Here is a 24,728-nt window from a genome sequence, read left to right as displayed (position 1 = left end):
TCAACCGCGATTGGCTGCCAGGTTCTGCCTCTTCCGGAACCAGCGCATGGCTCGTAGAATTATGAGAAAGCCACCCGCGTAGGCCAGCAGGCTAAGATAGCTCGGTTCTATGCCCCAGCTTGACGGGAGGTAGTCACGGAATAGAAACGGTAAAATTGGCGCGTACAACGTGAAGGCCAACCCGGCCACTATCACCGCCGTGAGGGCTATGCTATGCCGGAGTCTTTTACGCCAGAAAAGCTGGGGCAGTAGCACCTTCCAAACCACAATAGCCCAGAAAAGAAACCAATAGGGCCCGGTTATCCGGTTCGCAAAGGCGAACCAGTCCCATTCATTCTTGAATGGCACAAGCTGGAATATTTCCCAGGCCATCAGCAGTATAAGCAGCAGGGCGCCGAACAGCAGCAGCGTATTTGCCTGGGCCAGCAAATGCCTGTTTGATTTGCGGTGCCTTGGCAATAGCATGAGCCCGCTGAGCAACATAGCGACGCACAAAATGTAGCCATCGAGCAGCACCGAGGACACAGTTAACAACAGGCTCATAAGGGGCGGCACGGCGTTCGGGTTTCCGGCAAAGCTAAAGAAGCTGTTTAGCTAGTTGAAAGAAAGTCGGGTTGACTGCTTTAACCGACTTCTTAAACCGCTTCGAAATTGCCAGCACGTCGTTGTCGCGCCATTGCTACTAACTGGATAGGAAATGCATCAAAAACGAGCTATCAAAAAACACCTCAACGGGCTTGGATGGTAAATTTGCCGCATATATATTCCACCAACGCTCAATGTCTTATGAAGCGCAATCCGGTTGGTTTCGCCCTCACCGTGGGCATGGCTCTGATAGCCGTCCTGTTTGGATTTACCCTCTTGAGCGCGGCCGGACTCGCGGGCTTCGCGGCCGATGACATAGCAGCGGTAACGCAGGCGGCAAATGACACGACAAGCGTCCGTGGCGAGGTGGTTGTTCCAACGTGCGGCAATATGCAGAGCGTCACGGCATCAGCACAAACCGATGAGGTAGCCGCCGGCGATGCCCTTTTCAAAGGCAATTGCGCCCAATGCCACGCCGTAAATGAGCAAGTGGTTGGCCCCGCGCTTGCGGGCATCAGCAAGCGCCGGCCAGTGGCCTGGATTCTGCCGTGGGTAAAGAATTCCAGCAAAGTAGTGGCCAGCGGCGACGAGTACGGGGTGGCACTGTTCAATAAATTCAATAAGCAGCAAATGCCGTCGTTTGCGCTGTCTGACAAGGAAATTACCTCAATCATTGCCTATATCAATTCGCAGGAAGGGAATGTAGCGGCCCGGGAAGTAGCAGTGGTTGTTGGCTGCCAGTAAATGCTATGCTGCCAGCCGGGGCCGGGTAAGGCGTTCGCGTAGCCGGAGAAAGGGCTGCTCGAAGTAGTGAAAAGACAGGCTGCTCACGGCCACGGTTGACCCAAAAATGCCCGCAACCAGCAGTATGTTCTTGCCCACGGTATCGATGAGAATGCCGTGTCTGGTGCAGTATTGGCCAATAACGTGGATGGCGATGATATGAGACACATACAGCCCGTAGCTGATGCGACCTAGGTAGGCCAGCACCGGATTGGTGAGTTGAATAGCAGAATGAGCCGGCAAAAACATGGCAATGAGTGCCGCAAATAATGTGGCCACAACGGTCGGCCGGAATACATTGAACCAACTGCCCGGCACGTAGGGCAGCACTTCGACCTGAAATACCACGGCCAGCACGACCAACGCAATGAGCCCGTAGCGCCAACGCAGTCGCCAGCCGTTGACCCGGGCCGAAAACCCTGCATAATCCACGGCCACCCAATAGCCCAGCAGACCGCCGATGGCAAATACATCAATATGAGTAAGCAAGTCGTTGGTTTCCATTGATACATTTTGTGGGAAAACCAGCGGCTCCACGTAGCGGCAAGCGTAGGCCAGCGGCAGGCAAGCCAGCAGAAAGACAGGAACGTGCCGACGCGCTACCAGGAAAATGGCGCCCACCCACACCAGGTAAAAATGCTCCTCAATGCACAGCGACCAAAATACCGGCAGCGGCGTGGTGCGCGGAAAGTTGTCCATCAGCAGCATCTTGTAGTTCTCCAAAAACGTGAACGAGAAGCGCCAGTCGGGTGCATAGCCGCCGCTCACCGTGTGAAATCCCCAGTGGTCGGCTAGGTCATCGGGCAGTAGGAACGCCAGCAATACCCCGCCGTAAAATAGTGGCCAGATGCGCAAGCTTCGCCTAATCAGAAAACTGCGTGCATCAACTTGGCCTCGGACCTGCTTGTCGGCCACCAGTAAGTAGGTGATGAGAAAGCCGCTCAGCACGAAAAAAAACTCCACCCCGATGCCGCCCCCGCGCTTCAGGTACTGCAACACTGGCCAGTCGAGCTGAATGGGAACGTGGAAGAAGAAGACCTTGAGAAAGGCAAAAAATCGCAGCGCTTCGAGGGAGGCAAAATGCAGTTTGGGAGGGGGCGCTGGCAAAAGGTCGGGCCGCATCGGCAACAAAAGCAGGGGTGGAGCCCAAATGTATGGCCCCGGCTGCACTACGCCAGCCGATACTAGTCCCCTATTGTTTTGGTGTGGTAACCCCGATGATGACGCCAAAATCGCCATCAGTCTGCACCCAGCCGGCGGCCGGGGCGTAGGTGCGCGACACGTAGCCATCGAGGTACAAGGCATTGCGGCAGCCGGCCCGGCGAAAATAGTCGGCAAAGTCATACAGGCTGACCGGCGTTTTGGACATGGCCAGCAGCACCCGCTTATCGGGCAGAATGCCCACGCCGTTGCGGACGTACTTATTGGAAGAGCCCGGCCGGAAGGCAGGATGGATGTTGCCGTCAATCACCAGCATCGGCCCCGACTGCGTGGCGTAGCGCACCTGGGAGCTGGCCCGAAAATCCGTCGTTGGGCAGATGCGTGCTTCATTGGCCGTGGTGAGGTAAAAGATGCCGTTGGGCTTGAGGTAGAAATTGCCGTCGCCAGCGCTGGTGTCGGCCAGAACGATGGTTTTGTCGGCCTGGATAAAGAGGCCCTGCGGCGCGTGGCTGGCCGTAAACATGCCCGCGTTCATGGCAAAAACCAGCGTGTCGCCTTGCGCGGCAGTGACTTTTTCTAACCGGAGTAAGCTGCCAATGCGCTGGTTTTGCGCGTCTTTCCAATACAGGCGAAGCTGCTCCCGTCGCAAATCGACCCGGTAGCTGACGTAAGCAACCGGAGCTTCGGGCTGCGCTAGTGCAAACCAAGCAGCTACCAGCGCTGCGAAGCCAGTCAGGAGGAAGAGGACTTTCTGTTTGGTGATGCGCATGGAGTGGAATAGGGTAGGGCAACCCCGGAGACGAAAATAGCGGACCAAGCCGGCTGCCAACAGTCAAGGGCGCCGGACTTACATTTGCCCAAACTCTGCACGCCCCTTTTGCCCGTGACTGACCCCGAATATGACCTGCTCGACGAACTCTACTTCGTCACCCCATTCCGCACCTTGCTTCAGAAAACTGGCCTACCCGCCGCTGAGCTCGAAGACCAGTTGCGCAGCCTGCTGGAACAGGGCCTTGTGCGCAGCTATTGGCCCGACCCCGACACCGAGCTGGCTTACGAAACGACCTCCTTCGGCGCCATTGCCCGCGATGCCGCCTACCTGGCTTCGAAGGAAGGCCTCCTGAAGCACAACACCCGCTAAGCGTGGCAACCACGGCAGTATCGGCCGCCTCCGCCAGTGCCACGGCGGCTGCCCGGCCGCCGGGCTACTACGTGCGCCAGCGCCTGTGGCAAAACCGGCCCGCCGTGGCCGGCCTGGCCTTTATTGCCCTCTGCACGCTGGTGGCCCTGCTGGGCTACTGGGTTATGCCTGACAACTCGCCCAATGCCAACCACGGCTTCGTGCAGATTCAGAAAGAAGCTCCGGGCCTGCGGGTACTCCTGCTACGCCAGCCGCTGCCTGACTCGGCGCGCAATGGGGTGGGCGGCAATAACATCTTCGCTACCTGGCTGCGTGGCCACGAGCCCGAAACCCAGGAAACGCCCATCGGTGGCTATGAATTTGCTGGCGACTCACTGTTATTGAAGCCATTGGGCGAGCATTCTGCCGAAGCCGGCCGGCTTCGGCGCGTAGCGCTGAGTAGCATAACTGGCCACGCAGGTCCAACTGCCGAGCTACAGCGTGAAGTCAAAGCAAACCACCTCATCACCCGGACTTACGCGCTGGGCACCGACAAAGCCGGCCGCGACGAGCTGAGCCGCCTGCTGTTGGGCACGCGCATCTCGCTGGGCATCGGGCTGGTGGCGGTGCTGATTTCGCTGGCACTGGGCATGGCCGTGGGCGCGGTGGCCGGCTACTTCGGCGGCTGGGTCGATTCGCTGCTGCTGGGCCTGATGACGGTGGTATGGAGCATTCCAGGCATCATGCTGGTCATTGCTATTTCGCTGGCGCTGGATAGCAAAGGCGTGTGGGTCAGCTTTGTAGCCGTCGGTCTCACCATGTGGGTAGACGTGGCCCGCGTGGTGCGCGGCCAGATGCTCAGCCTGCGTTCCGCTACTTTTGTGGAGGCCGGGCGTGTGCTAGGCCTGCCCACTTGGCGCCTCATTGCCCAGCACCTGCTCCCAAATATGCGTGGGCCGCTCATTGTGTTGGCTACCAGTAATTTTGCTTCGGCTATTCTGCTTGAGGCCGGCCTGAGCTTCCTGGGCCTGGGCGTGCAGCCACCCGCGCCCAGCTGGGGCCTCATGGTGAAGGAGGGCTACGACCTGCTCGGCACCCAGGCCGGGCTGTGGCTTACGCTGCTGCCGGGCACGGCTATATCGTTGCTGGTACTTAGCTTTAATCTGCTTGGTAATGGCCTTCGCGACGCTTACGACCCCAAAACGCCCGTAGCGGTGTAAGTTTGTACCCCCGCGTGGATTTTAAAATTCGCTTTCGCCGCATTACTTTGTTGTATGGCCGCTGCTGCTCCACTTTCTTCTGCTGAGTCATCAGCTGACCTTGCGGCCGCTCAATCAGCCGCGCTAGCCGCTCGCGACGAGCAGTTGAAATTGCTGCGCCGTCAGCTGCAGCTCAAGCAGTTCGAACTGGATACCGTGCTGGGCGTGGCCCACGACATGACGGCCCGCGACCACTCCGTGGACGAGCTGTACCACATGCTGCGCCTCACCCTGCAAGGCCAGCGCAACGTGGTGCAGCTGGTGCTATTTGTGAAGGAAGGCAATGATTTTCGGGTGCGCTTATGCCTCGGCTGCGACCTCGGCACCGCCGAGAAGCTCCAGCTCTCGACCCATTTGCTCGAAGGTGGCGTGACGCAGCCCCAGGCCGTGGAAGACCTGCTCCTGGGACCCGCCTGGGACCCCTACGAGTTGGTGCTGCCCATTATGCGCCAGCGTCAGGTTGCGGCCTACGTATTTGTGGGCGGCCTGCGCAACGATTACGACCGTCAGCAGCTGATTCCTTTCCTTAGCTCGCTGGCCAACACCCTGATTGGGGCCGTGGAAAACCGCCGCCTGCAAGCCCAGCGCGTGGCCGATGCCGCTGTGCGCAAGGAAATCGAAATTGCCCAGGAAGTGCAGTCCATGCTTTTCCCCCGCACCCTGCCCAACGACCGCGACCTGGCCATTGAGCGCAGCTACGTGCCCCACACCGAAATCGGTGGCGACTACTACGATGTGGTGGAGATAGACGCTGACCGCCTGCTGCTGTGCGTGGCCGATGTGAGCGGCAAGGGCGTACCAGCTTCACTGCTGATGTCGAACTTCCAGGCCGGGCTGCGCACGCTGCTACGTCAGGGCGTAGCGCTGGCCACTATTGTACCGGAGCTCAATCACTTACTGTTTCGCAACTCGGGCGGTGAGAAGTTCATTACGGCCTTCTTTGGCATCTACAACCGCCGCACTCGCCACCTGCAATACGTGAACGCCGGCCACAACGACCCGCTGCTGCTGGCCGACAACGGCACTGTGAAGCCCCTCAAGGACGGCACGGTCATGCTCGGCATTATGGAAGAGCTGCCGATTTTGCGGGTGGGCGAAATCGCGATTCCACCGCACTCGCTGCTGCTGCTCTACACCGATGGCCTTACCGAAGTATTTGACGAGCACAGCAATGAGTTTGGCGAAGAAGGCGTGCTGGAAGTGCTGCAGCGCAACCGCTACCTGCCGCTGCCCAAGCTGCACCAGGAGCTGCTGCGGAGCATCAACGCTTTTAGCGCCCACGATGCCCAGTTTGCCGACGACGTGACGATTCTGAGCTGCCGCTTTAAGTAGGAAATGATGCAGCCCGCCGCGCTGATAGCAGAAATAAACCATGCCCTCGTTTCAGCTTTCGACCAGCTAAACGAGTGGTTTGCCGCGCCCGGGCCTTTGCGTGTTTATCGGCCAGCCAGCGGTGGCTGGACCATTGACGAGATTCTGGAGCATGTGGCGCTCACAAACCATTACCTGCTCATCCTGATTGAAAAAGGCGCGACGAAAGCCCTCAAAAATCTCAACAACCTCGATTTGGCAACTGAGCTGGCAAATCTGCATTTCGAGCGGGATAAGCTGAACCAGATTGGCCAGCACCGGGCCTTCCCCTGGATTCGTCCCGAACATATGGAGCCGAGAGGAGAAAAATCACCTCTTGAAGTAGCGATTACGCTGCAGCAGCAACTGCACCAATGCCAAGCCGTATTGGCGCGTATGCCCAACGGAGAAGGCGTGCTTTATCACACCACCATGACGGTAAATGCCCTCGGAAAAATTGATGTGTACGAGCTGGTGTATTTCCTGGCGAAGCACGCGGAACGTCATGTGACCCAAATTCAGCAAGTTGCCGCTGAATGTTCGTAGTGCAAATACTCCGTTACCCATCCGCCTCCCAACCGGAGCTTTCCAATAGCCAGCCAACCCGACTATTTACTTTGTGAGGCGGCCTTACTGATGGCTTGCCACAACATCTCAGCGCTACGGGCCCACGAAAACCGGGATATGTTGGCCAGGCCCTGTGCCACCAATGACTGCCGCAATTCGGCCTCCTGCCACAAACGGCCCAGGCCGGCGGCAATGTCTTCAGCATTGCGCGGGTCGACGAGGAGCGCACCATCGGGCCCGGCCACTTCCGGCATTGAGCTGACGCTGGCCGTTAGCACCGGACAGCCACTGGCCTGCGCCTCCACAATGGGAATGCCAAACCCTTCAAAATAGGGAACGTACACCGTGGCCCGGGCTGCAGCATAGAGGCCGGCCAGCTCAGCGTCGGCTACGCGACCGGTGAAATGCACCGCCTTTTGGTGCTGCATCTGCTGGTAGGCATCGAGGATGGGCCCTGCTTTCCAGGCTTTGCGGCCCACAATGAGCAACTGGGCATCGTGCGCGGCCGGGCCATTGTTTTCCTTGAATAAATCGAAAGCGCGGAGCAGGGTGCCGAGGTTTTTGCGGGGCTGCAAGGCCCCAACGAATAGAAAATATGGCTGGCCGTGGCTGAATTTACGCCGGGTTTCGCGCTGGCTGGCCTCGGGCTGAGGCTGGAAAAAGTCGGCCGGAGCATTGTACGCTACGCTGATTTTATCCGGAGCAGTACCGTAGGTCTGCACCACATCGGCCTTGGTGGCTTCCGAAACGACTACCAATTGCGCCGAAGCCCGGGCAAAGCGCGGCATGAAGAAGTGGTAGTATTTCCGTTGCAGAAAGCCTACATCAAGCGGAAAATGCTCAAAGGCTAAGTCGTGGATTACCGTCACGCGCGGCACGGTGGTGTTCAGGGTCGTAAAGCCGTCGGTGCTGAGGAAAGCAGCCGGTTTGTGCCGGGTCAGCCAACGTGCTACCGCGCCCTCAAACCACGCAATGAACAGGAACGGGTGCCGCGCCGGTGGAAACAACACATGCGGCACCACGTTGGGCCCAAACAGGTAGCGCGCATCGTAGGCCCGGTCGAAAAGAAAGTGAAACGTAACCTCCGGATGCTGCGCTACCAGATGCATCAACGTCTCGTACGTGAAGCGGCCAATGCCTTCCAGATGGTCGCCGGGCAGCAGAAAGCGGGTATTGATGGCAACGTGCATCGCAAACGCAGGGTTTTAGCAGGTTAATCGGATTAGGAAACCAGAACGGCTTTTAGGGGCGTCATGATTTTTTTCCTGGCAGCAGCTGGCTGATTTCGCTCTGGCGCACCAAGCCGGTTCCCAGCACAATCAACCCAAAAACCACGGCCATGATGCCTGATTCCAGCCACCAACTCAGGTACAAGCCGTATTGCAGCCCAAACCACACGCCGCACAGCAGCCCAAACGCCAGCAGCAGCCGCGCCAGTAGCCGGAATGGCACACCCACGCCCGTGCGCCGGCTCACCAGCACCAGGTAGCCTACCGATACCGCCGCCGCGCATACAAGCGTATCGACCGAAGCAGCAACGGCGCCGAAACGCGGTAAGAACACCACGTTCAGGCCCACGTTTAGAATGATGCTGAGGGCCACCAACCAGCTTACGGCGCGCTCGTGAGTGGTACTGGTGAGCAAGGTGCTATAAATGGCAAATAAGGCGTGTACTAGTACGTTGATGAACAGTATCTTCAGACACAGGGTCATGCGTGCAATTTCGGCCGGGCTGCTATGGCTGAACTGCCAGAATACGACCTCGCCCCGGAAGAGGATGAAAGCCACGACGAAGAGCATGGGCAGCGTGACCACGCGCTGCCCAAACCAGAGCAACTGGCGCTGAGCGCCGGCATCTTTTGGCACGCTGGCAAACTTGGCAAAAAACAGCGGCAGCACCGTCCAGGCATACATCATCACGGCATCGACCCAGCGGTAGGCACCCGTGTAATAGCCGGCCTCGGTGGGGGAGGCCAGGCGCTCAAGCATCAGCATATCAATGCGTTCATTGACCCCGTAGAGCAGGGTCATGAGGGCAAAGGGCATGCTGGCTCGCAGCGCAGTACGCGCCAGCGGGCCATGCCAGCGGTATCTAACGCGGCCAAAAAAACGCGTCATCAACCCGTAGAGCAGTACGGTGGTAAATACTGCCGCGCCCAGCCTCACGCCGACGTAGCGCGGCAGCGTGAGGCCCACCGGGATGAGGACCAGCACGGCGCCGAGCAACAGGAATTTCTCCACTACCGAGAGCACGGCATCGGTATTAAACTTTTGATGCGCTTGCAGCGTGCCGCGTAAAAACTGGCCGTATTGCGCTAGTAGCAGTGCCGTGCCCACAGCCAGCAGCAGCAGCAGCTCGGGCCCCCGATAGCCCCATAGGTAACCTGCCAGGAGCATAGCGGCCAAGGCTACAAAATTGAGCGCACCACGCAGGGGCAGCAGGGTGGGAAAGGTTTCGGCCATGAAGCTGGGCTCGGCGGCCACGCGCTGCACGGCGTAGGGCGTCAGGCCCAAGTCGGAAATAGCGGCCACTACCATTGCCAAAGCCGAAAGGGCGGCTATAAGGCCAAAGGTGGCATGCCCGAGCTGGTCCTGCACCAGGTTTTCGACCACGACCCAGCCGGGTTTCACCAGCAGGTTGAGCAGGACGACGAAGCTGATATTGCCGAAAAACCGTTTGATGCTGACGAAGAGGCTAAAACCGAAATAAATCCCAGCGCGCCGCGTTGGGGAGCGCAAAGCTACACAATGGGCCGGGCCAGCCGCCGAAATTACCGTACCGGGGCCATTTTTCGGCTATCTTTGCCTGCCCTCATCCCGTTCCTGCGCCTTTCAAATTACGAGCGGGGATATGGGTGCCTTTTTCGTTTTTATGTCAACACCTTCTTTCTCGCTGGTGGGCCTGGGGCCCATTATCAACCGCTGGAAATACTTTGTAGCCGGGGCCGTAGTACTTGCTGCTATTGTGAGTGTTATCGTGGCGCTGCTGATGCCCAACGTATACCGCTCCACCGCCATTTTCATCCCCACCAACCCGCAGACCACCGACCCCGACCGCCTGGTTGACGGCGGCAAGCTGGAGCTCAGCGGTCGGGCGGAAGACTTGGATCGGGCCATCACCATCGGCGAATCGCAGCCGGTTGCTGAGCTGGTTATCAAGAAGTTTAATCTTCATAAGCACTACAAGGCCGGCGCGCCAGGCGACGATGTTGCTGATAACTCTGTACTGAGCGAATTTACTAGCAACCTGAGCATTGTGCACAATGAGCGCGATGCCATTGAGCTTACCTTCAGTGATAAGGATAAAAATATAGCGGCGCAGATAGCCAATACGCTGGTGCAGGTCATCGACTCGGTAAACCAGCAGCTGACGTTGGAAAACCGCCGTCAGGTGCTAAACCTCTATCGCCAACGCTACGAGTACCTGAGCACCAACTACGAGCGCAGCCGCCGCGAACTGGTTGGGGCCCGCCACCGCTACGGCATCTTCGGGCTCGAAATGCAGGGCCGCTACATGGTGAAGCAACTCATCGAGACGGAAGCCGCTCTGCGCAAGGCCGAAGCAAGCGGCGGCGATGTGGCCGGCCTCAAGCGGATGCTGCGAGGCCTAACCCGGGCTGACGGCGGCAACCTCATCAATCTGGAGCGTTACGTGCAGGGCGCTGACTCGCTGTCGATGTTCACGACCCGCGTAGCCGACTTGCAATCCCGCCTCATCGGGGCCCGTTCGGCTTATGAGACTGCTGAACTGAGTATTAAAGGACGGATTTCAAGCCTGTACCTGGTACAGAAGGCGTATCCGGCTACCCGAAAATTTAAGCCGGTGCGTTCACTTATTGTGCTGGGCTCGATGCTGCTGACTTTTGCGCTGTCGGTGGTGTTCATCGCGCTGCTGGAGTTGTACCGTCATAACCGGCCCACCGCCGTCCGCCCCGCGTGAATCCGTCCGTGAACGAGCGCCTGGGCCAGTGGTGGCGGTCGTTGGAAGGACCGCAACTGCTGTTTATGGGCTTTGTGGCGCTGCTGCTGCTGGGCGGAGCCGCAGCCGCACTGGCCGAGATGCCGGCGCTGCTGCTGCCTGCCGTGCTGGCCGTAGGCCTGACGGTGGCCCTGGTGGAGTGGCGCTGGATTTACTACACATTATTTTTCCTATTACCCTTCACGCAGGAAATCAGCCTGTTTGGTGGGTTGAGCATGGACGTGCCTTCCGAGCCATTGATGTTGGCGCTCACGGCCTGCGTGGCCGGCGCTCTCATGCTGGGAGCCGGCCACCTGCCACGCCGGGAATGGGTGCACCCGCTACTGGTTATTCTGGCCCTGATGGTGCTGTGGACGGCTATCGATACGATTTTTTCGGTTGATAAGCTCAAGTCCTTCAAATATTTGCTGGCTAAAGGTTGGTATATCACGCCCTTTCTGCTGGGGACTTTGCTCATTGTGCGGCAGCCGAAGGATGCCTGGCGCTTCGTGGTGCTATACACCACCGGAGCCTGCCTGAGCGTGCTGTATGTAGTGAGCCGCCATGCCACCGATGGCTTCAGCTTTGCCAAAATCAACTGGGCGCTGCACCCGTTTTTTCGCAACCACGTCATTTATGCCACTATGCTGGCACTGCTGGTACCGTTTGTGTGGTACGCCATGCGGGCCACACAAAACCTGACGGCTCGGCTGGTTTGGCGCATTGCACTGGGCATCCTGTTGTTCGGGCTGCTCACGTCGTTCACCCGTGCTTCCATTCTTTCGATACCGATTGCGGGCCTGTTTTATTGGGTGATGCGCCTGCGCCTGACCAAGGTGCTGCTGCTGACGGTTGCCGTGAGTACAGTGCTGGGCGTGGCGTATGTGGTGACCGGCGACCGGTACATGGAGTACGCTCCCAACTACGAGCGCACGGTGTTCAACGGCAAGAACTTCGAGAAGCACCTGGAGGCTACCTACAAAATGCAGGACGTTTCGGGCATGGAGCGCATCTATCGCTGGGTAGCCGCTGCCCGCATGATTGGCGACAAGCCCCTGACCGGCAGCGGAGCGGCTACCTTCTACCCGGAGTATAAGCGCTACACGGTGAGGAGCTTCCGTACCTACGTGAGCGACAATCCCGAGAAATCGACCACCCACAACTACTTTCTGCTGCAACTGGCCGAGCAGGGGCTGCCGGGCTTTCTGCTGTTCGTCACGCTCATTGCCACGGCGCTGCTGGCGGGCGAAAACCTCTATCACCGCTCGCGCCAGCACCCCGAAGTGCGGCGTGTGGTGCTGGCCGCGCTGCTTTCGTTCGTCGTCATCGTGTTTCACCTCACGCTGAATGAGCTGGTGGAAGTAGATAAGATTGGGCCGGTGTTCTTCATCTGCCTCGCCCTGCTGGTTCGGGCCGACTCCTGGCTGAAAGAAGCTCCGGCGCTGAAAGAGGAGTAAGCGTTTTATCGTTCCGCACTTAGCGCCGCGTCCGTACTTTTGCTGCTGTTATGGCCCGTTCGCATCCCTACAATTTTACGCATGTGCTATTGCCGCAATTGGCGTGGCGCCGGCCGTTGTCGGTGCGCCGCGAGCTGAGCGACCCGTACCTGGCCAAGGAACTGCTGCACTATGTGTGGGACAAGGCCGCCGAAAACCTGCCCCTGGCCGACCGGGTGGCACCCCGGGGCCTGCGCCTGAGCTGGCACGAAGTAGCTGGCCGTGTGGCGGCCCTGCTGCACCTACCGGCCCCACAAGCCACCATGGAGGCCCATTTCTCGGCCCTCATCTACGAAGAGGAAGATGAGCCGGCCGAAACCGAAGCCGAGGAAAAGCGCCCGCGCTATTTCACTCTCGAAGCCACCTTGGGTCTGAGCGGGCCAGCTGGCACGCCCACCGTGGTGGGGGAGTGGGCCGGCGACGTGCACCGGCATCTGGGCCGTGGACCCGCGGGCGGCCAGCCCAACACCGCTGACGCCTTCCTGGAAATACTGGCTGCCGTGCTTGGCCCGTTGCCCGATACCACTGTGCCCTTCATGCGCGTGGTACGTTTCTGATGCCAACGGTAAATGCCTGGCTCGAAGCGGCGCTGCTTACCCGCCCGCCCCGGCTGTTGCACGCCTTGCTACCTGGCTGCGAATGGACCGGCCCGCGCCGTACCCCCACCGGCGCTCCGGTGCTCTACCTGACTTTCGACGACGGCCCCATTCCCGAAGAAACGCCCTGGGTGCTGGAACAATTGGCGCTTTACAACGCAAAGGCGTCGTTTTTCTGCGTGGGCGAAAATGTGGAGCGCTACCCTGATATTGCCCGTGCCGCCTTGGCAGCCGGGCATCGTCTTGGCAACCATACCTACCACCACCGCAGTGCCTGGGCTACTGCCCACCCCGACTACCTGGCCGAAGCTGCCCGGTGCCAGCAGGTACTGGCCGGCGTAGGGCTGGCTGAATCGGTGGCTAAGCCCCTATTTCGTCCGCCCTACGGCCGCCTGACCTGGCCCTTGCTCCCCGCCCTGAAGGCTGATTTTCGCCTCATCATGTGGTCGGCCCTCACCCGCGACTACGACCCCGCGCTCAGCCCCGAAAACTGCCTGCGGTTTGCCTTGGCTGCCGTGCGGGCCGGCGACATCGTGGTGTTTCACGATAGCCGCAAGGCCAGTGCGCGGCTGCGGTTCGTGCTGCCGCGCCTGTTGGCACACTTCGCCGAGCAGGGCTTTCAATTCTGCGCATTGTGAGTACTATATGGCTGCTGCTGATGGTGGGATTTCTGGCGTTGTGGCTGTTGGGCATGGCCTACACGGCGTGGCGCTTCGGCAGCCGAAGCGGGGCCAGCCTGACGGGGCCACTGCCTGTGCCGTTGCCGCGCGTGAGTATTCTCATCGCAGCCCGTGATGAAGAAATGGCGCTGCCCCGCTGCCTGGCCAGCCTGCGGCAGCTGAACTACCCGGCTGAGCTACTGGAAATACTGGTGGGCGATGATGCCAGCACCGACCGCACAGCCACTGTGGCGGAGGCTGCGATGCAGGGCTTCGCGGGCCATTTCCGGGTTATTCCCATCACCGAAATGCTAGGCCAGGCGCGGGGCAAGGCCAATGTGCTGGCGCATCTGGCGCGACTAGCAACTACTAACTTTTTCTTTATTACCGATGCCGATATCAGTCTGCCTACGACCTGGATAGAGGCGGTGCTGGCGCACGCCGCGCCCGGGGTGGGCACCGTCACGGGCATCACGGCTGTGGATGGGTCCCGCCTGTTTCATCGGCTGCAAGGCATCGACTGGCTGCTGTCGCTGAGCATGGTGCAAGTGGTGAGCGACCTGGGGCGCCCCGTAACGGCCATGGGCAACAACATGCTCGTGACCCGCGCCGCCTACGAAGTCACAGGCGGTTACGAGGCCTTGCCCTTCTCCGTGACGGAGGATTTCGCGCTGTTTCAGGCCGTGCTGGCGGCCGGTTTTGGCTTCCGGCAGGTTTTTAACGCCCAAGTGCGAGCCGACTCATTGCCGATGCCCACCTGGTCGGCGCTATTGCGGCAGCGGCAGCGCTGGCTGCGCGGCGTGGCGGGCTTGCCGTTGCGGCTGCGGCTGGAGCTGCTGTTTTTCAGTGGCTTCTGGCCGGCGCTGGTGGGCGTGGCCTTTTGGGCTGGGCCGGGGCTGGCGCTGGGCATCTGGGGCGCGAAGGTGCTGGTGCAGGGCACACTGGCGGGGCTGGCTCATTGGCGGGCCGGGGTGCGGCTGCGCTGGTGGCTGCTGCCGCTGTTTGAGTTGTACACCCTGGCCATTACCGGCGCCATTCTGGCCTTTCAGCTCCGCGGCGGGGCCGTGATATGGAAGGGGAGACGTTATCAGTGATATACTGGATTACAAGAAGTACATTATGGGCTAAGCCGCCGCATGAAGCTGCTCCTTGCGGGCCAGAAGCAGTTCGCGGGTTTCGCGGTGGTCGGGGTCGTCCACACAGCAATCCACGGGGCACACTACGGCGCATTGGGGCTCTTCGTGAAAGCCGACGCACTCGGTGCACTTGCCTGGCACGATGTAAAAATCTATTTCCGACAGTGGAGCATGCGGGAGCAAGGCCAACTCAACCTCCCCATCGGTGTTGGCAACGGCTTGCAAGGTGGTGCCATCGGCCCAACGCCAGGTCGCGCCTTGCTCATAAATGGCATTGTTAGGGCATTCCGGCTCACAGGCGCCGCACTGAATGCAGTCGCTGGTTATGAAGATGGCCATGGGGTTGGGCGAGGAAGGATTTCACAAACAGCCCAAAGCTACTTTCCAAGGGCGCGAAATTACTAACTGGGAGCTTTCACCGACCAAAACCGCGCTGATTGTGCTGCCGCGCCCGACCTTTGCAGCTTCAAACCATTGCCATGCACATTACCGACTCGCACGCCCACCTCTACTCCGAACAATTTAAGGCCGACCGGCTCGATGCGCTGCGCCGTGCCCAGGACGCCGGCGTGCGCACCATCGTGATGCCCAATATTGACCATTCCAGCATCAACGCCATGCTGGAGCTGGAAGCTCAGTCGCCGGAAACCTGCTTTGCTATGATGGGGCTGCACCCGTGCTCGGTCACGCGCGGCTTCGAGCAGCAGCTGTATGAGGTAGAAACCTGGCTGAACCGCCGACCCTTCGCGGCCGTAGGCGAGGCTGGGCTGGACCTGCACTGGGACAAAACCTTGCTGGCCGAGCAACAGGAAGCGCTAAAAATCCAACTCAGTCTGGCCAAAAAGCACAAGCTGCCCATCGTGCTGCACACCCGCGAGGCCTTTGCCGAAACCGTGGCCCTGGTAGAAGCCGCCCAAGATGGCACGTTACGGGGCGTATTTCACTGCTTCTCGGGTTCGGCTGAAGAGGCGGAGCAGGTTATCCGGCTGGGATTTAAGCTGGGGATTGGTGGGGTGGCTACCTTTAAAAACGGCGGGGCCGACAAAGTGCTGCCCGGCATTGGCCTGGAGCATTTGCTGCTGGAAACGGACTGCCCCTACCTGGCGCCCGTGCCGCACCGGGGCAAGCGCAACGAGCCGGCTTACCTGCCGCTGGTGTTGCGCCGCGTAGCTGAAATGCTAGGCAAACCCCCCGAAGAAGTGGCCGAAGCTACTACCCGCAACGCAGCCGAGCTATTCAATCTATAACCAGTTGAGCAGCGTTATTTATGCCAAAAAGAAGGCCCTGCAAATTATAGCAGGGCCTTCTTTTTGGCATAAATAACGCTGCTCGTTAGGCGGCTTGTTCCAGGCCGGTGAGCAGGCGTTCGATGCGGTCGGCATAGCTATTCACCTGGTCGAGGCCGGCCCGGGCTTCTTCGAGGTGGCCGCGCTGGTAGCGGGTGGCCAGGTCCTGGCCGGTGCGCAGCATCTGCTGGAGCACTTGTTCTAGCTCGCGTACGGCGGACTGGCCGGGAGTTTGGGGCTTAAGAACGGTTTGAATCCACTGGCCGAGCGGGTTTTCGGCCACGGAAAAGAGGGCCGGCTCGGCCTCGCGTACCCCGTAGAGCACCGAGCGCAGCCGCGACTTAAACAAGACCTGCTTCACGCGGGCCTGCTGAAAGTCAAAGGAGGTAAGGGGCATGAGAAGGGGAAAAGGCGAAGCGAAAAAAAGAGACAGGCACGCGGCTGAACGGACCTACTGGGCAGTGCCATCGGCCTGGCCGGCAGCTCCCAGTTGTTCAAGGACCAGGCGCGCCAGCACAAAGTCGGTGACTTCGAAGGCGAACACCATGATACCGGCCGGCTGACCGTTTTCGCGGAACTGCTGGTAGGTGAAATTGAAATACGAGTCGTGCAGTGTGCCACTGGCGTCGCGCTCCAGCTGCAGTTTCAGTTCGTTGCCGTGGAAGGTTTCGCCAGTCTGGTACACCTTATCCAGAATATCGATGATGCCTTGTTCTTTTACTTCGGGCAGCACCTCGGCCACCGTGTGGTCTACCAGCTGCCGGTGTGGGAAGAGCTGCTGATACTTTGGGTTCACAAACTCGTAGCGGTGCTCGGGGCCGCGCAGGATGCAAATCATGGCTGGCGCCTGCATAAACAGGCTTTCGTAGGTTTCGCGCTGGCCCTCGGCTTTCTGGTACATCTGGTAGGCCTGCTCCGAAAGCACAGCTTGCTGCTCGTTAGCCTGTAGCAGTTCCTGCACCATCTGGCGCTGCTCGTTAATGTCGGTAGCGCCGCCCACCCACATGGTGATGTGGCCCTCGGCGGCGCGGCGCGGGGTGGCGCGCGAAAGTATCCAGCGGTACTGGCCGTCGTGGCGGCGCAGGCGGTATTCTACTTGGTATGGGTCGCCGGTAGCAGTGGAGTGCCGCCAGGAATTAAGCACCCGGTCTTTGTCGTCGGGGTGCAGGCGCTCGGCCCATTGCCAGCCGGTTTCCTGGTCCATTGTGAGGCCGGTGAAAGCCAGCCAGCGCGGGTTGAAGAAGTCGCGGCTGCCATCGGGCTGCGCCGTCCAGATGAAGACGGGCAGGTTGTTGAGCATGAAAATGGTGCGTTCCCGCGACTCAGCCAGCGCGGCCTGGGCCAACGCGGCGGCCTGGGCGGCCCGGTACTGCTCGGTCACATTCTGGGTGCGTTGCACAATGTATTGCAGCTGGCCCTGCTCGTTGAGCACGGGGTAGTGAGTAGCCTGCCAGTACATTTCCTCAAAACCGCCGCCCTGCTCGGCGGGCACCTCCAGGTCGTAGCGAATGAGGGGCATGGTGTGAGGCTCCAGGTGCTGGCGTACGTGCTCGTGCGAGGCAGCAATGACGTCGCCCTGGTTCTGGTCGACCGACGGGTAGGCTTCGAACAGCGTGCGGCCCAGCACTTCTTCGCGCGATTTCAGCGAAGCAGCTACGTGGCTGTCGGTATTGTCCAGGATGGTCGCGTCCGGGGCCATCACAAGAAAGCTGTCGGGTAGGGAACGGAACAGGTGCTGATAGTCAATGGAGGCGGGCATGAGCAAAAAAAAGCAAAGCGGTTAGCACAACCGCAAACGAAGCATGAAAGTAAGACAGGGTGGCAGGCCACCGCCGTGGGGGCGGCTATTGTGCCAGGGTATTTTGCTCTAGGGTATGCAGCAATGCCTCAATGCGGTCGGCATAGCTGTTCACCTGGTCGAGTCCGGCGCGGGCTTCCTCAATCTGGCCGCGCTGGTAGCGGGCGGCCAGGTCCTGGCCGGTGCGTAGCATTTGCTGAAGCATGCGCTCCAACTCATGCACAGCGGGTTGCGTGCCCAGCTGAGGTTTCAGCGACGACTGCAGCCACTGACCGAGCGGGTTTTCGGTCACAGAGAAGAGGGAGGGCTCAGCCTCCCGCACCCCGTAGAGTACCGAGCGCAGCCGCGACTTAAACAAGACCTGCTTCACGCGGGCCTGCTGAAAGTCAAAGGAGGTGAGGGGCATGCAAAGACTGGGAATACGAGGTTGGGAAAACAATTACCGGGCCACGGCCCTACACAACTGACAAATTAGCCCGGCGGAAAGCCGGTGGGACCGGCATCACGGAGGCGTTCGAGGGCATGCCGGGCTTGCACCAAAGCGGTGACATCGAAGGCCGAAACCATGATGCCAGTGGGCTGATTGGCCTCGGAAAAACGCTGATAGGTAAAGTTGTAAAACCCACTAAACGCGGTGCCATCGGGGCGCTGCAATTGCAGGGGAACCTCATTGCCGTAGAACGTTTCGCCGGTGCTGTACACGTTTTCGAGCAGCTCTACAATGCCCTGCGACTGCAGCTCGGGCAAGGCGTCTACCAATGGCAAACCCACCAACTGCCGGCCCCGGAACAGGTCCTGGTAGCGGGTATTCACGAAATCGTAGCGGAAATCGGGCCCGCGCAGGATGCAGATAAGCGCTGGTGCCTGCATAAACAGGCTTTCGTAGGTTTCACGTTGGACTTCAGCCTGTCGGTAGGTTTGGTAGGCCTGGTCGGAGAGGATGGCCTGCTGCTCGTTGGCTTGCAGCAGCTCCTGCACCATCTGGCGCTGCTCGGTGATGTCGCTGCCCGCGCCTACCCACATGGTGATGCGGCCCTCGGCATCGAGCCGGGGCGATACCCGAATCAGCAGCCAGCGGTACTGGCCATCGTGGCGGCGCAGGCGGTATTCGTGCTGAAACAGCTGGCCCTTGCGCAGGGCATCCTGCCAGGCTTGCACCAGGTTGGCACGGTCGTCGGGATGGGTAATGTCATCCCAGGTTGATTCGGTTATCAGCTCCTCGTGCTTCTTACCCGTAAGCTCCAGCCAGCGGGGATTGAAGTAGTCGGGTGTGCCATCGGGCCGGTTGGTCCAAACCAGCACCGGCAGGCTTTCGAGAATGAAATCGGTGCGTAGCCGGGCTTCGTCGAGGGCCTTCTGGGCCTCGGCGGCCTGTAGGGTGGCACGGTGCTGTTCGGTCACGTCCTGCGGCATTTGCAGGATGTATTGCAGCTGGCCCTGGGCATCGAGAATGGGATGGTGCGTGATTTGCCAATACCGCTCCTCGGTGCCGCCGCCCTGCTCGGCGGGGCGTTCCAGGTCGTAGCGCAGCAGGGGCATGGCATCGGGGCGCAGGGTGCGGCGCACCTGCTCGTGTGAGGCATCGAGGTCGCGCTGGCTTTCGGGGGCCGAAGGGTAGGCATCGAAGATGTTGCGGCCCTGCGACTGTGCGCGCGGCAGCATGGACACGGCTACGTGCTGGTCGGAATTGTCGACCACGGTGCCGTCGGGGGCCAGCAGCAGGTAAGAGCCCGGCAGCGCATGAAACAGGGATTGGTAGTCGACGGGAGTAAGAGAGGCCATGGTAATGACGGTTTCGGCACGAAAAGTAGAGTTTAGCACATGAGGGCGTTGTGAAGCCTGTTATGCCGGGCCGCAAAAGTACCGGACGGATTCCCGCTGGAACGTTCTCATGCCAACGACTGGGGCGGCGAGAGGTTCGGTTGTATCGGCCAGCAGCTCGGCTAAACCGGCCAGCGGTTCATCTGGCCCGACGAGCGGTCCATCCGGGCCGATTGGCGCTTCGGAGGCTTTTAATTGAACCCTGGCTGGCCCGCCGTCACCTTTGAGCCATCAACTAACCGCTGGCTCCCGATGAAAACCTCACTTCTCCCGCTGCTCTTCCTGCTGAGCGCCCCTGCCACCGCCCTCGCCCAAGCCGCGCCCGCCGAAAGTTCCCCCATCCGCTCAGCCACCCAGTCGCTCAGTGGAGTTGTGCGCGATGCGGGCGGCCAGCCGCTGCCGGGCGTGAACGTGTTTCTGAAAACCACGTTCGACGGGGCCAGCACCGACTCGCTGGGCCGCTTCTCCTTTCGCACCGACCATGCCGCCGGCCCGGCCGTGCTGGTGGCCACCTTCATCGGATACGAGCCGCTGGAAGTGCTGGTGACGCTGGGCAAAGGCCCTATCAGCCTGCCCAACCTCAAGCTGAAAGCCAGCCGCGCCGCCCTCGGCGACGTGGTGGTGACGGCCGGGGCCTTCGAGGCCAGCGATGAGAAGCGCGCCGCCGTGCTCAAGCCCCTCGACATCGTGACCACGGCCGGCGCGCTGGGCGACATTGCCGGGGCGCTCAACGCCCTGCCCGGCACTACCCGCAACGGCGAAACCGGCCAGCTCTTCGTGCGTGGCGGGGCGGCTTCGGAAACCAAAACCTACCTCGACGGCCTGCCTGTACAAACGCCCTACGGCAGCGCGGTGCCGAATGTGGCTTCCCGCGGTCGGTTTTCGCCTTTCCTGTTTAAAGGCACGGTGTTCAGCACGGGTGGCTACTCGGCCGAGTATGGGCAGGCGCTGAGCGCCGTGGTGGCCCTGAACTCGACCGACCTCGCCCCCGAAACCATGACCAGCCTTTCGCTGCTGAGCATAGGCGGCAGCGTGGCTCGCACCAAGCGCTGGGACCGCACCAGCCTGGCCGTGACGGCCGACTACACCAACCTCGCACCTTACTATAACCTCGTGCCCCAGAACCTGGGCTGGGAAAAAGCGCCTTTGCAAATGGGCGGCTCGCTGAAGCTGGCCCACAAAGTAGGGGAGGCCGGCATGCTGAAAGTGTACGGCACCTACAGCCGCCAGCGCCTGGCCCTGCGCCAGCCCGATGCCAACCCCGAGTTTGAAGCCACCGGCCACCCCGTGAGCCTGGCCAACGACAACGCCTACCTCAACGCTACCTACCGCGCCCCCCTCACCCGCGGCTGGAGCCTGAACACCGGCCTGGCCCTGACCCAGGATGACAACCTCATCCGCCCCGACGTGCAATCCTTGCACGACCTCGACCGCTCGGCCGTGGCCCGGCTGGTGCTCACCAACGACTCGGCCAGCACCTGGTTCAACCTCAAAGTGGGCCTCGAAGGCTATGCCCAGCGCTACCGCCAGCAATACCAGGCCACGGCCGAAGCGCCCACCCAGGACCTTGGCGTGGACGAGCAGCGCGGCGCCGCCTTCCTGGAAAGCGACCTGATGCTGAGCAACAAGCTGGCCGGCCGCGCCGGCCTGCGCACCGAATACTCAGCCCTGCTGGGCCGCTTCAACGCCGCCCCGCGCCTGGGCCTGGCTTATAAAACCGGCGAAAACAGCCAGCTCTCGGCTGCCTGGGGCTACTTCTACCAGTCGCCCACTACCGACTTGCTGCGCATCAGCCACGCCCTGCAGTTTGAGCGAGCCGAGCACTACATGCTCACCTACCAGCACCAGGTGAAGGAGCGCACCCTGCGGGCCGAAATCTACCAGAAGAACTACGCCCAGCTCACCACCTTCAGCGCCGCCCAACCCTACAACCCCACCACCTACCAGAACGCCGGTAGCGGCTACGCTCGGGGCCTGGACGTGATGTTCCGCGACCGCACCACCTTCAAAAAGGCTGATTATTGGGTGAGCTACGGCTTTGTGGACACGCGCCGCCTGTTCCGCACCGACCCCATCTCGGCCGTGCCCACCTTCGTGGCCCGGCACAACCTGAGCGTGGTGGGCAAGTACTGGGTACAGAAAATCCACACCCAGGTGGGCTTCACCTACAGCTACGGCTCGCCCCGCCGCTACAACAACCCCAACCTGCCCGGCTACAACCAAAGCAGCCTGCCCAGCTACCAGGACCTGAGCCTGAATGTGAGCCACCTCACCCATTGGTTTGGGCAGTTCACCATCATTTACGTGTCGGCCAGCAACATTCTGGGCCGTCAGAACATCTACGGCTACACCTTCGCCGGCCAGCCCGACACCAGCGGCCAGCTTCGCAGCGCCGCCGTGACGCCCCCCGCTCCCCGCATGTTGTTCGTGGGCGTGTTCATCTCCATCAATAAGACCAGCAAGGTCGATTTGAACGAGCGGCCGGACTGAGGCAGGTGGATGGTGCAGGGTGGTTGGTTTGGATACCGCTGGCAGCCTATTGGGGGCCGCACCTGTCAGGTGGGGGTATCCAGGACCCCCGCACCTATGCCTGTTCCTTTATTCTTCGCTCGGTTGCTGCAAACGGCCTTATTGGGGCTGTTTGCAGTCCTGTTTATTTCGTTGTCTGTTTCCACCGAATGCTACGAATGTAACACGCTGGCCACCATCCGCGACCTTAGCGACCCGGCCGGCTGCGGCTCCGTGTTGGAGCTGGCTACTGGCGAACGGCTGGAGCCCAGCGGCTTCACCTGGCTGCGCTTCAATAAACTCAATGGCCAGCGGGTGCGCATCGGCTACCGGCCAATTGCTGCCAGCAGCTGCCTCGTTGGCCAGACGGTGGAAATTACCTGCATCGTGGCTGATGGCTGCCCGCCAGATGAGCGGTAGGTAGACCCAACTAGTGCGTTCGGCTGCGCGGCGTAGCCTCGCCCAAATAGCCGGCACGAGTTACGGCTAAACATGCGTCAGTGGAGGGACTGGGCGTTTATTCTTACCAGGACCTGCGCAGTCGAAGAGCCGCGACGCGGCAGCATGTTGGTAGATATACTAGAAAAAACAACACAGAGCCGCAATACGGGGTACCACCGTTGAACAATTAGTGCCGCCGCGTCGCGGCTCTTCGACTGCGGAAGTGCTACTTTAGACTTGCTCCTAAATAACCCAAGTTGCGGACAATGCGGTTAAGCACCAGCGGGGTCGTACCCGGAGGCCGACCTATCGGTAGTAACAGCCGCTATGGGTGGATTTTAAATCCCCAGCGGGGTCGTACCCGGAGGGCGACACTCGTTGGACAAGTGTCGCCCTCCGGGTACGACCCCGCTGGGGCTCTCATGCCATCGTCCGCAACTTGGGTTAAATACAGAAAATTGTAAAGTCGGCTGCGCTCAGCAGGACGTTCTTTTTTCATTTTTGCGTATTCGGGAACAAGTCTTTTCTATAAGCCGGCCGGCAAGCCCGCTTAATGATGGTGGTGATGGTGTGACGAATGGGTTTCGGCCGACATGGTTTCCTCTAGGTTGTTGGTTGAGCCGCTGGGCAGGTCGAAGGAATCGGCCGATGCGTTGGGGTCGAAGGAATCGAAATCGGTGTCTTCGGAGAAAGCGTTGTTTAGCCGCTGGTGCAGCCGGTCGAGCAGGCCGGCTGCATTGGACTGAGGTGGTGGGGTGTAGTGCACGGCCAGCGCCAGGGAGGGCAGCGCGGCCGGCGCGTGGTGCTCGATGTAGGCCAGCGCCGCCTTGGGTACCCGCACTTGCTCCGAGTAGAAGACGTCGCAGCGGCCGTGGTCGGGCAGCAGAAACAGGACGGCCTGGTAGCTGCTGAGGCGGCGCAGGGCCGGCCCCGCTACCGCCGCGCTGCGCAAAGCGGGGGAGCCCGGCGGCAGGGGCTCGAAAATGGTGCTGTAGGGCTTGCGGTCCAGGGCGGTGAAAAGGGGCGCGTTGGCCGCTACACTGGCCAGATAGCTGGCGCGGGCCAGGCGGCAGTGGGCATTAAGCTGGGCATCCTGCACGTAGTAGGTCACGCTGTCGGTGCGCAGGTCGGCGATGAGGCCGTACCGCTCGGTAGAATCGGCGAAGCCGCCGGGGCGCACCTCCCGCCGCAGCCGGGGGCCGTCGAAGGTGAGCGTGACGTAGTCGGTGCTGCGAATGCCCAGCACATACCGATGCTCCACCAGCCGGATGGTGCCCACGAAGGGCTTTTCGGCTGCCTTCGCCGGACGGGTGGCGGTAGTCGCGGCGGGCTTGTCGGGGGTGGGGGAGCAGCCGGTCAGCAGCACGCCCAGGAGGGCTACGGCCGGCAAGTGGTGCGAAAGAGGAAAGGTCATGATGGTGCAGAAAAGGCGGAAGGTACGGGTGTGGCGTCGCCAAAACGAAGCATCCGGCGTGGCCCTATTCATTAGGGTGACTCTCTTCGTCGCCAGGCTTCCTATCCCGTGCTTCACTCTGTCGGCGGATTTATCTCAGGTAGCGCAAACAGCTTTTGAGATAAGCCACCGTATCGAGGACGGATGGCGCGCAGGCGTTCCCGGTAGACAGTGTCCCGTGGCATCAAAAGCAATATTCAGTGCGAAAGGCTCAGTTCCGGTATACAACACAGCTTCTCTGCATTTAAATAAAGATAGTGCTCAACGTATAGTTAATGGGAAGGCGAGCGTTACTACCTAAATCCACCTTCTTATTTCCATACATGAACTCCCCTTTACGTTTGCTGACGCTGGCCTTCCTTACCAGCAGCACATTTGCTCTTACCGATTGCAAAAAATCCAGCGAGCCAGAGCCCGCCAAACCATCTCAGCGGGAAGTATGGCTAACAAGTTCGGGGTGGAAGCTGGAGAGTTTCGCTATAGTAGAAACTACTGCTGCGGGCGTAGTGACAACCACCACCTATCCGCTTACAAGCTATGACCCCTGCTCTCTGGATGACTTCGAATATTATCATGCCGACAAATCCTTTACCATAGACGAAGGACTGATAAAGTGCAGTGCTACTTACCCGGGGTACCTTATTAGTGGAACCTGGGCTTTCGCGTCGAACGAAACGGAGATTGTGCTCAATCCCGGCCAACCAGGGTCAACTCCTAAGTATGTACGGAGCCTGACGGCTACTACCTTGAC

The 24,728-nt window shown here is 60.4% G+C and carries 24 protein-coding genes; 13 read left to right on the top strand and 11 right to left on the bottom strand.

Going from position 1 to position 24,728, the window contains the following annotated elements; all coding sequences use genetic code 11:
- Positions 1-543: a hypothetical protein gene (locus J4E00_RS03830; RefSeq protein WP_208173680.1), complete on the bottom strand. Its 543-nt coding sequence runs from the start codon at positions 541-543 to the stop codon at positions 1-3.
- 243 nt (positions 544-786) lie between these two features.
- Here J4E00_RS03830 and J4E00_RS03825 point away from each other — a divergent pair, with 243 nt between their 5' ends.
- On the top strand, positions 787-1,329 hold the full coding sequence (locus J4E00_RS03825) for a c-type cytochrome (RefSeq protein WP_236049399.1): 543 nt from the start codon (positions 787-789) through the stop codon (positions 1,327-1,329).
- A gap of 3 nt (positions 1,330-1,332) precedes the next feature.
- On the opposite strand, the gene J4E00_RS03820 is transcribed toward J4E00_RS03825, so the two are convergent.
- Together J4E00_RS03820 and J4E00_RS03815 are read right to left on the bottom strand one after the other, a co-directional pair.
- Complete coding sequence (locus J4E00_RS03820) at positions 1,333-2,490, bottom strand: acyltransferase family protein (protein ID WP_208173679.1); 1,158 nt, start codon at positions 2,488-2,490, stop codon at positions 1,333-1,335.
- 70 nt (positions 2,491-2,560) lie between these two features.
- On the bottom strand, positions 2,561-3,298 hold the full coding sequence (locus tag J4E00_RS03815; protein ID WP_208173678.1) for a phosphodiester glycosidase family protein: 738 nt from the start codon (positions 3,296-3,298) through the stop codon (positions 2,561-2,563).
- Between the two features lie 114 nt (positions 3,299-3,412).
- Here J4E00_RS03815 and J4E00_RS03810 point away from each other — a divergent pair, with 114 nt between their 5' ends.
- The 4 genes from J4E00_RS03810 to J4E00_RS03795 are packed head-to-tail and all read left to right on the top strand — an operon-like array spanning position 3,413 to position 6,804.
- Positions 3,413-3,670 (top strand): hypothetical protein, encoded by a 258-nt coding sequence (locus J4E00_RS03810; RefSeq protein ID WP_208173677.1) that lies wholly within the window; start codon positions 3,413-3,415, stop codon positions 3,668-3,670.
- Positions 3,671-3,672: 2 nt separating this feature from the next.
- Complete coding sequence (locus tag J4E00_RS03805) at positions 3,673-4,869, top strand: ABC transporter permease (protein WP_208173676.1); 1,197 nt, start codon at positions 3,673-3,675, stop codon at positions 4,867-4,869.
- Positions 4,870-4,923: 54 nt separating this feature from the next.
- On the top strand, positions 4,924-6,240 hold the full coding sequence (locus J4E00_RS03800; RefSeq protein WP_208173675.1) for a PP2C family protein-serine/threonine phosphatase: 1,317 nt from the start codon (positions 4,924-4,926) through the stop codon (positions 6,238-6,240).
- Positions 6,241-6,243: 3 nt separating this feature from the next.
- Positions 6,244-6,804, top strand: coding sequence for a DinB family protein (locus J4E00_RS03795; RefSeq protein WP_208173674.1), 561 nt, complete (start codon positions 6,244-6,246; stop codon positions 6,802-6,804).
- Between the two features lie 62 nt (positions 6,805-6,866).
- Here J4E00_RS03795 and J4E00_RS03790 read toward each other — a convergent pair whose 3' ends face one another.
- Together J4E00_RS03790 and J4E00_RS03785 are read right to left on the bottom strand one after the other, a co-directional pair.
- Positions 6,867-8,015 (bottom strand): glycosyltransferase family 4 protein, encoded by a 1,149-nt coding sequence (locus J4E00_RS03790; RefSeq protein WP_208173673.1) that lies wholly within the window; start codon positions 8,013-8,015, stop codon positions 6,867-6,869.
- Between the two features lie 61 nt (positions 8,016-8,076).
- Positions 8,077-9,564 (bottom strand): oligosaccharide flippase family protein, encoded by a 1,488-nt coding sequence (locus J4E00_RS03785; protein WP_208173672.1) that lies wholly within the window; start codon positions 9,562-9,564, stop codon positions 8,077-8,079.
- A gap of 133 nt (positions 9,565-9,697) precedes the next feature.
- On the opposite strand from J4E00_RS03785, the gene J4E00_RS03780 reads away from it, so the two are divergent.
- The 5 genes from J4E00_RS03780 to J4E00_RS03760 are packed head-to-tail and all read left to right on the top strand — an operon-like array spanning position 9,698 to position 14,628.
- Complete coding sequence (locus tag J4E00_RS03780; protein ID WP_208173671.1) at positions 9,698-10,765, top strand: hypothetical protein; 1,068 nt, start codon at positions 9,698-9,700, stop codon at positions 10,763-10,765.
- Entirely contained in the window at positions 10,762-12,240 is a 1,479-nt protein-coding gene (locus J4E00_RS29945; protein ID WP_208173670.1) for an O-antigen ligase family protein, read from the top strand. The genes J4E00_RS03780 and J4E00_RS29945 overlap by 4 nt, the downstream gene beginning before the upstream one ends.
- Positions 12,241-12,290: 50 nt before the next feature.
- The gene (locus J4E00_RS03770; RefSeq protein WP_208173669.1) at positions 12,291-12,836 is read left to right on the top strand and encodes a hypothetical protein; all 546 of its coding nucleotides are present in this window, start codon (positions 12,291-12,293) and stop codon (positions 12,834-12,836) included.
- Positions 12,836-13,513: a polysaccharide deacetylase family protein gene (locus J4E00_RS03765; protein WP_208173668.1), complete on the top strand. Its 678-nt coding sequence runs from the start codon at positions 12,836-12,838 to the stop codon at positions 13,511-13,513. The genes J4E00_RS03770 and J4E00_RS03765 overlap by 1 nt, the downstream gene beginning before the upstream one ends.
- Positions 13,510-14,628, top strand: a complete 1,119-nt coding sequence (locus tag J4E00_RS03760) for a glycosyltransferase (RefSeq protein WP_208173667.1) — start codon at positions 13,510-13,512, stop codon at positions 14,626-14,628. Before J4E00_RS03765 ends, J4E00_RS03760 begins: the two co-directional genes overlap by 4 nt.
- 30 nt (positions 14,629-14,658) lie before the next feature.
- Here the strand turns inward: J4E00_RS03760 and J4E00_RS03755 are convergent, their stop codons facing one another.
- A complete protein-coding gene (locus J4E00_RS03755) occupies positions 14,659-15,009 on the bottom strand; it encodes a 4Fe-4S binding protein (RefSeq protein WP_208173666.1) in 351 nt (116 codons plus the stop codon).
- Positions 15,010-15,149: 140 nt separating this feature from the next.
- Here J4E00_RS03755 and J4E00_RS03750 point away from each other — a divergent pair, with 140 nt between their 5' ends.
- Entirely contained in the window at positions 15,150-15,917 is a 768-nt protein-coding gene (locus J4E00_RS03750) for a TatD family hydrolase (protein WP_208173665.1), read from the top strand.
- Positions 15,918-16,002: 85 nt separating this feature from the next.
- On the opposite strand, the gene J4E00_RS03745 is transcribed toward J4E00_RS03750, so the two are convergent.
- From J4E00_RS03745 to J4E00_RS03730, 4 genes are all read right to left on the bottom strand, one after another.
- A complete protein-coding gene (locus J4E00_RS03745) occupies positions 16,003-16,353 on the bottom strand; it encodes a hypothetical protein (protein WP_208173664.1) in 351 nt (116 codons plus the stop codon).
- A 54-nt stretch (positions 16,354-16,407) separates the two neighbouring features.
- Positions 16,408-17,715, bottom strand: coding sequence for a PAS domain-containing protein (locus J4E00_RS03740; protein ID WP_208173663.1), 1,308 nt, complete (start codon positions 17,713-17,715; stop codon positions 16,408-16,410).
- 85 nt (positions 17,716-17,800) lie between these two features.
- On the bottom strand, positions 17,801-18,160 hold the full coding sequence (locus J4E00_RS03735; protein WP_208173662.1) for a hypothetical protein: 360 nt from the start codon (positions 18,158-18,160) through the stop codon (positions 17,801-17,803).
- Between the two features lie 65 nt (positions 18,161-18,225).
- Positions 18,226-19,575, bottom strand: a complete 1,350-nt coding sequence (locus tag J4E00_RS03730; protein ID WP_208173661.1) for a PAS domain-containing protein — start codon at positions 19,573-19,575, stop codon at positions 18,226-18,228.
- 252 nt (positions 19,576-19,827) lie between these two features.
- Between J4E00_RS03730 and J4E00_RS03725 the strand changes: the two genes are divergently transcribed.
- Together J4E00_RS03725 and J4E00_RS03720 are read left to right on the top strand one after the other, a co-directional pair.
- Entirely contained in the window at positions 19,828-22,065 is a 2,238-nt protein-coding gene (locus J4E00_RS03725; RefSeq protein ID WP_208173660.1) for a TonB-dependent receptor, read from the top strand.
- A gap of 96 nt (positions 22,066-22,161) precedes the next feature.
- Entirely contained in the window at positions 22,162-22,503 is a 342-nt protein-coding gene (locus J4E00_RS03720) for a hypothetical protein (protein WP_208173659.1), read from the top strand.
- A 571-nt stretch (positions 22,504-23,074) separates the two neighbouring features.
- On the opposite strand, the gene J4E00_RS03715 is transcribed toward J4E00_RS03720, so the two are convergent.
- Positions 23,075-23,938: a hypothetical protein gene (locus tag J4E00_RS03715; protein ID WP_208173658.1), complete on the bottom strand. Its 864-nt coding sequence runs from the start codon at positions 23,936-23,938 to the stop codon at positions 23,075-23,077.
- Positions 23,939-24,728 lie beyond the last annotated feature (790 nt).

Origin of the sequence: Hymenobacter negativus (genome assembly GCF_017571495.1) — a bacterium.
Taxonomy (GTDB): domain Bacteria; phylum Bacteroidota; class Bacteroidia; order Cytophagales; family Hymenobacteraceae; genus Hymenobacter; species Hymenobacter negativus.
Note: the sequence above shows the minus strand (reverse complement) of the source record. Positions and strands in the feature narration are given on the sequence as shown.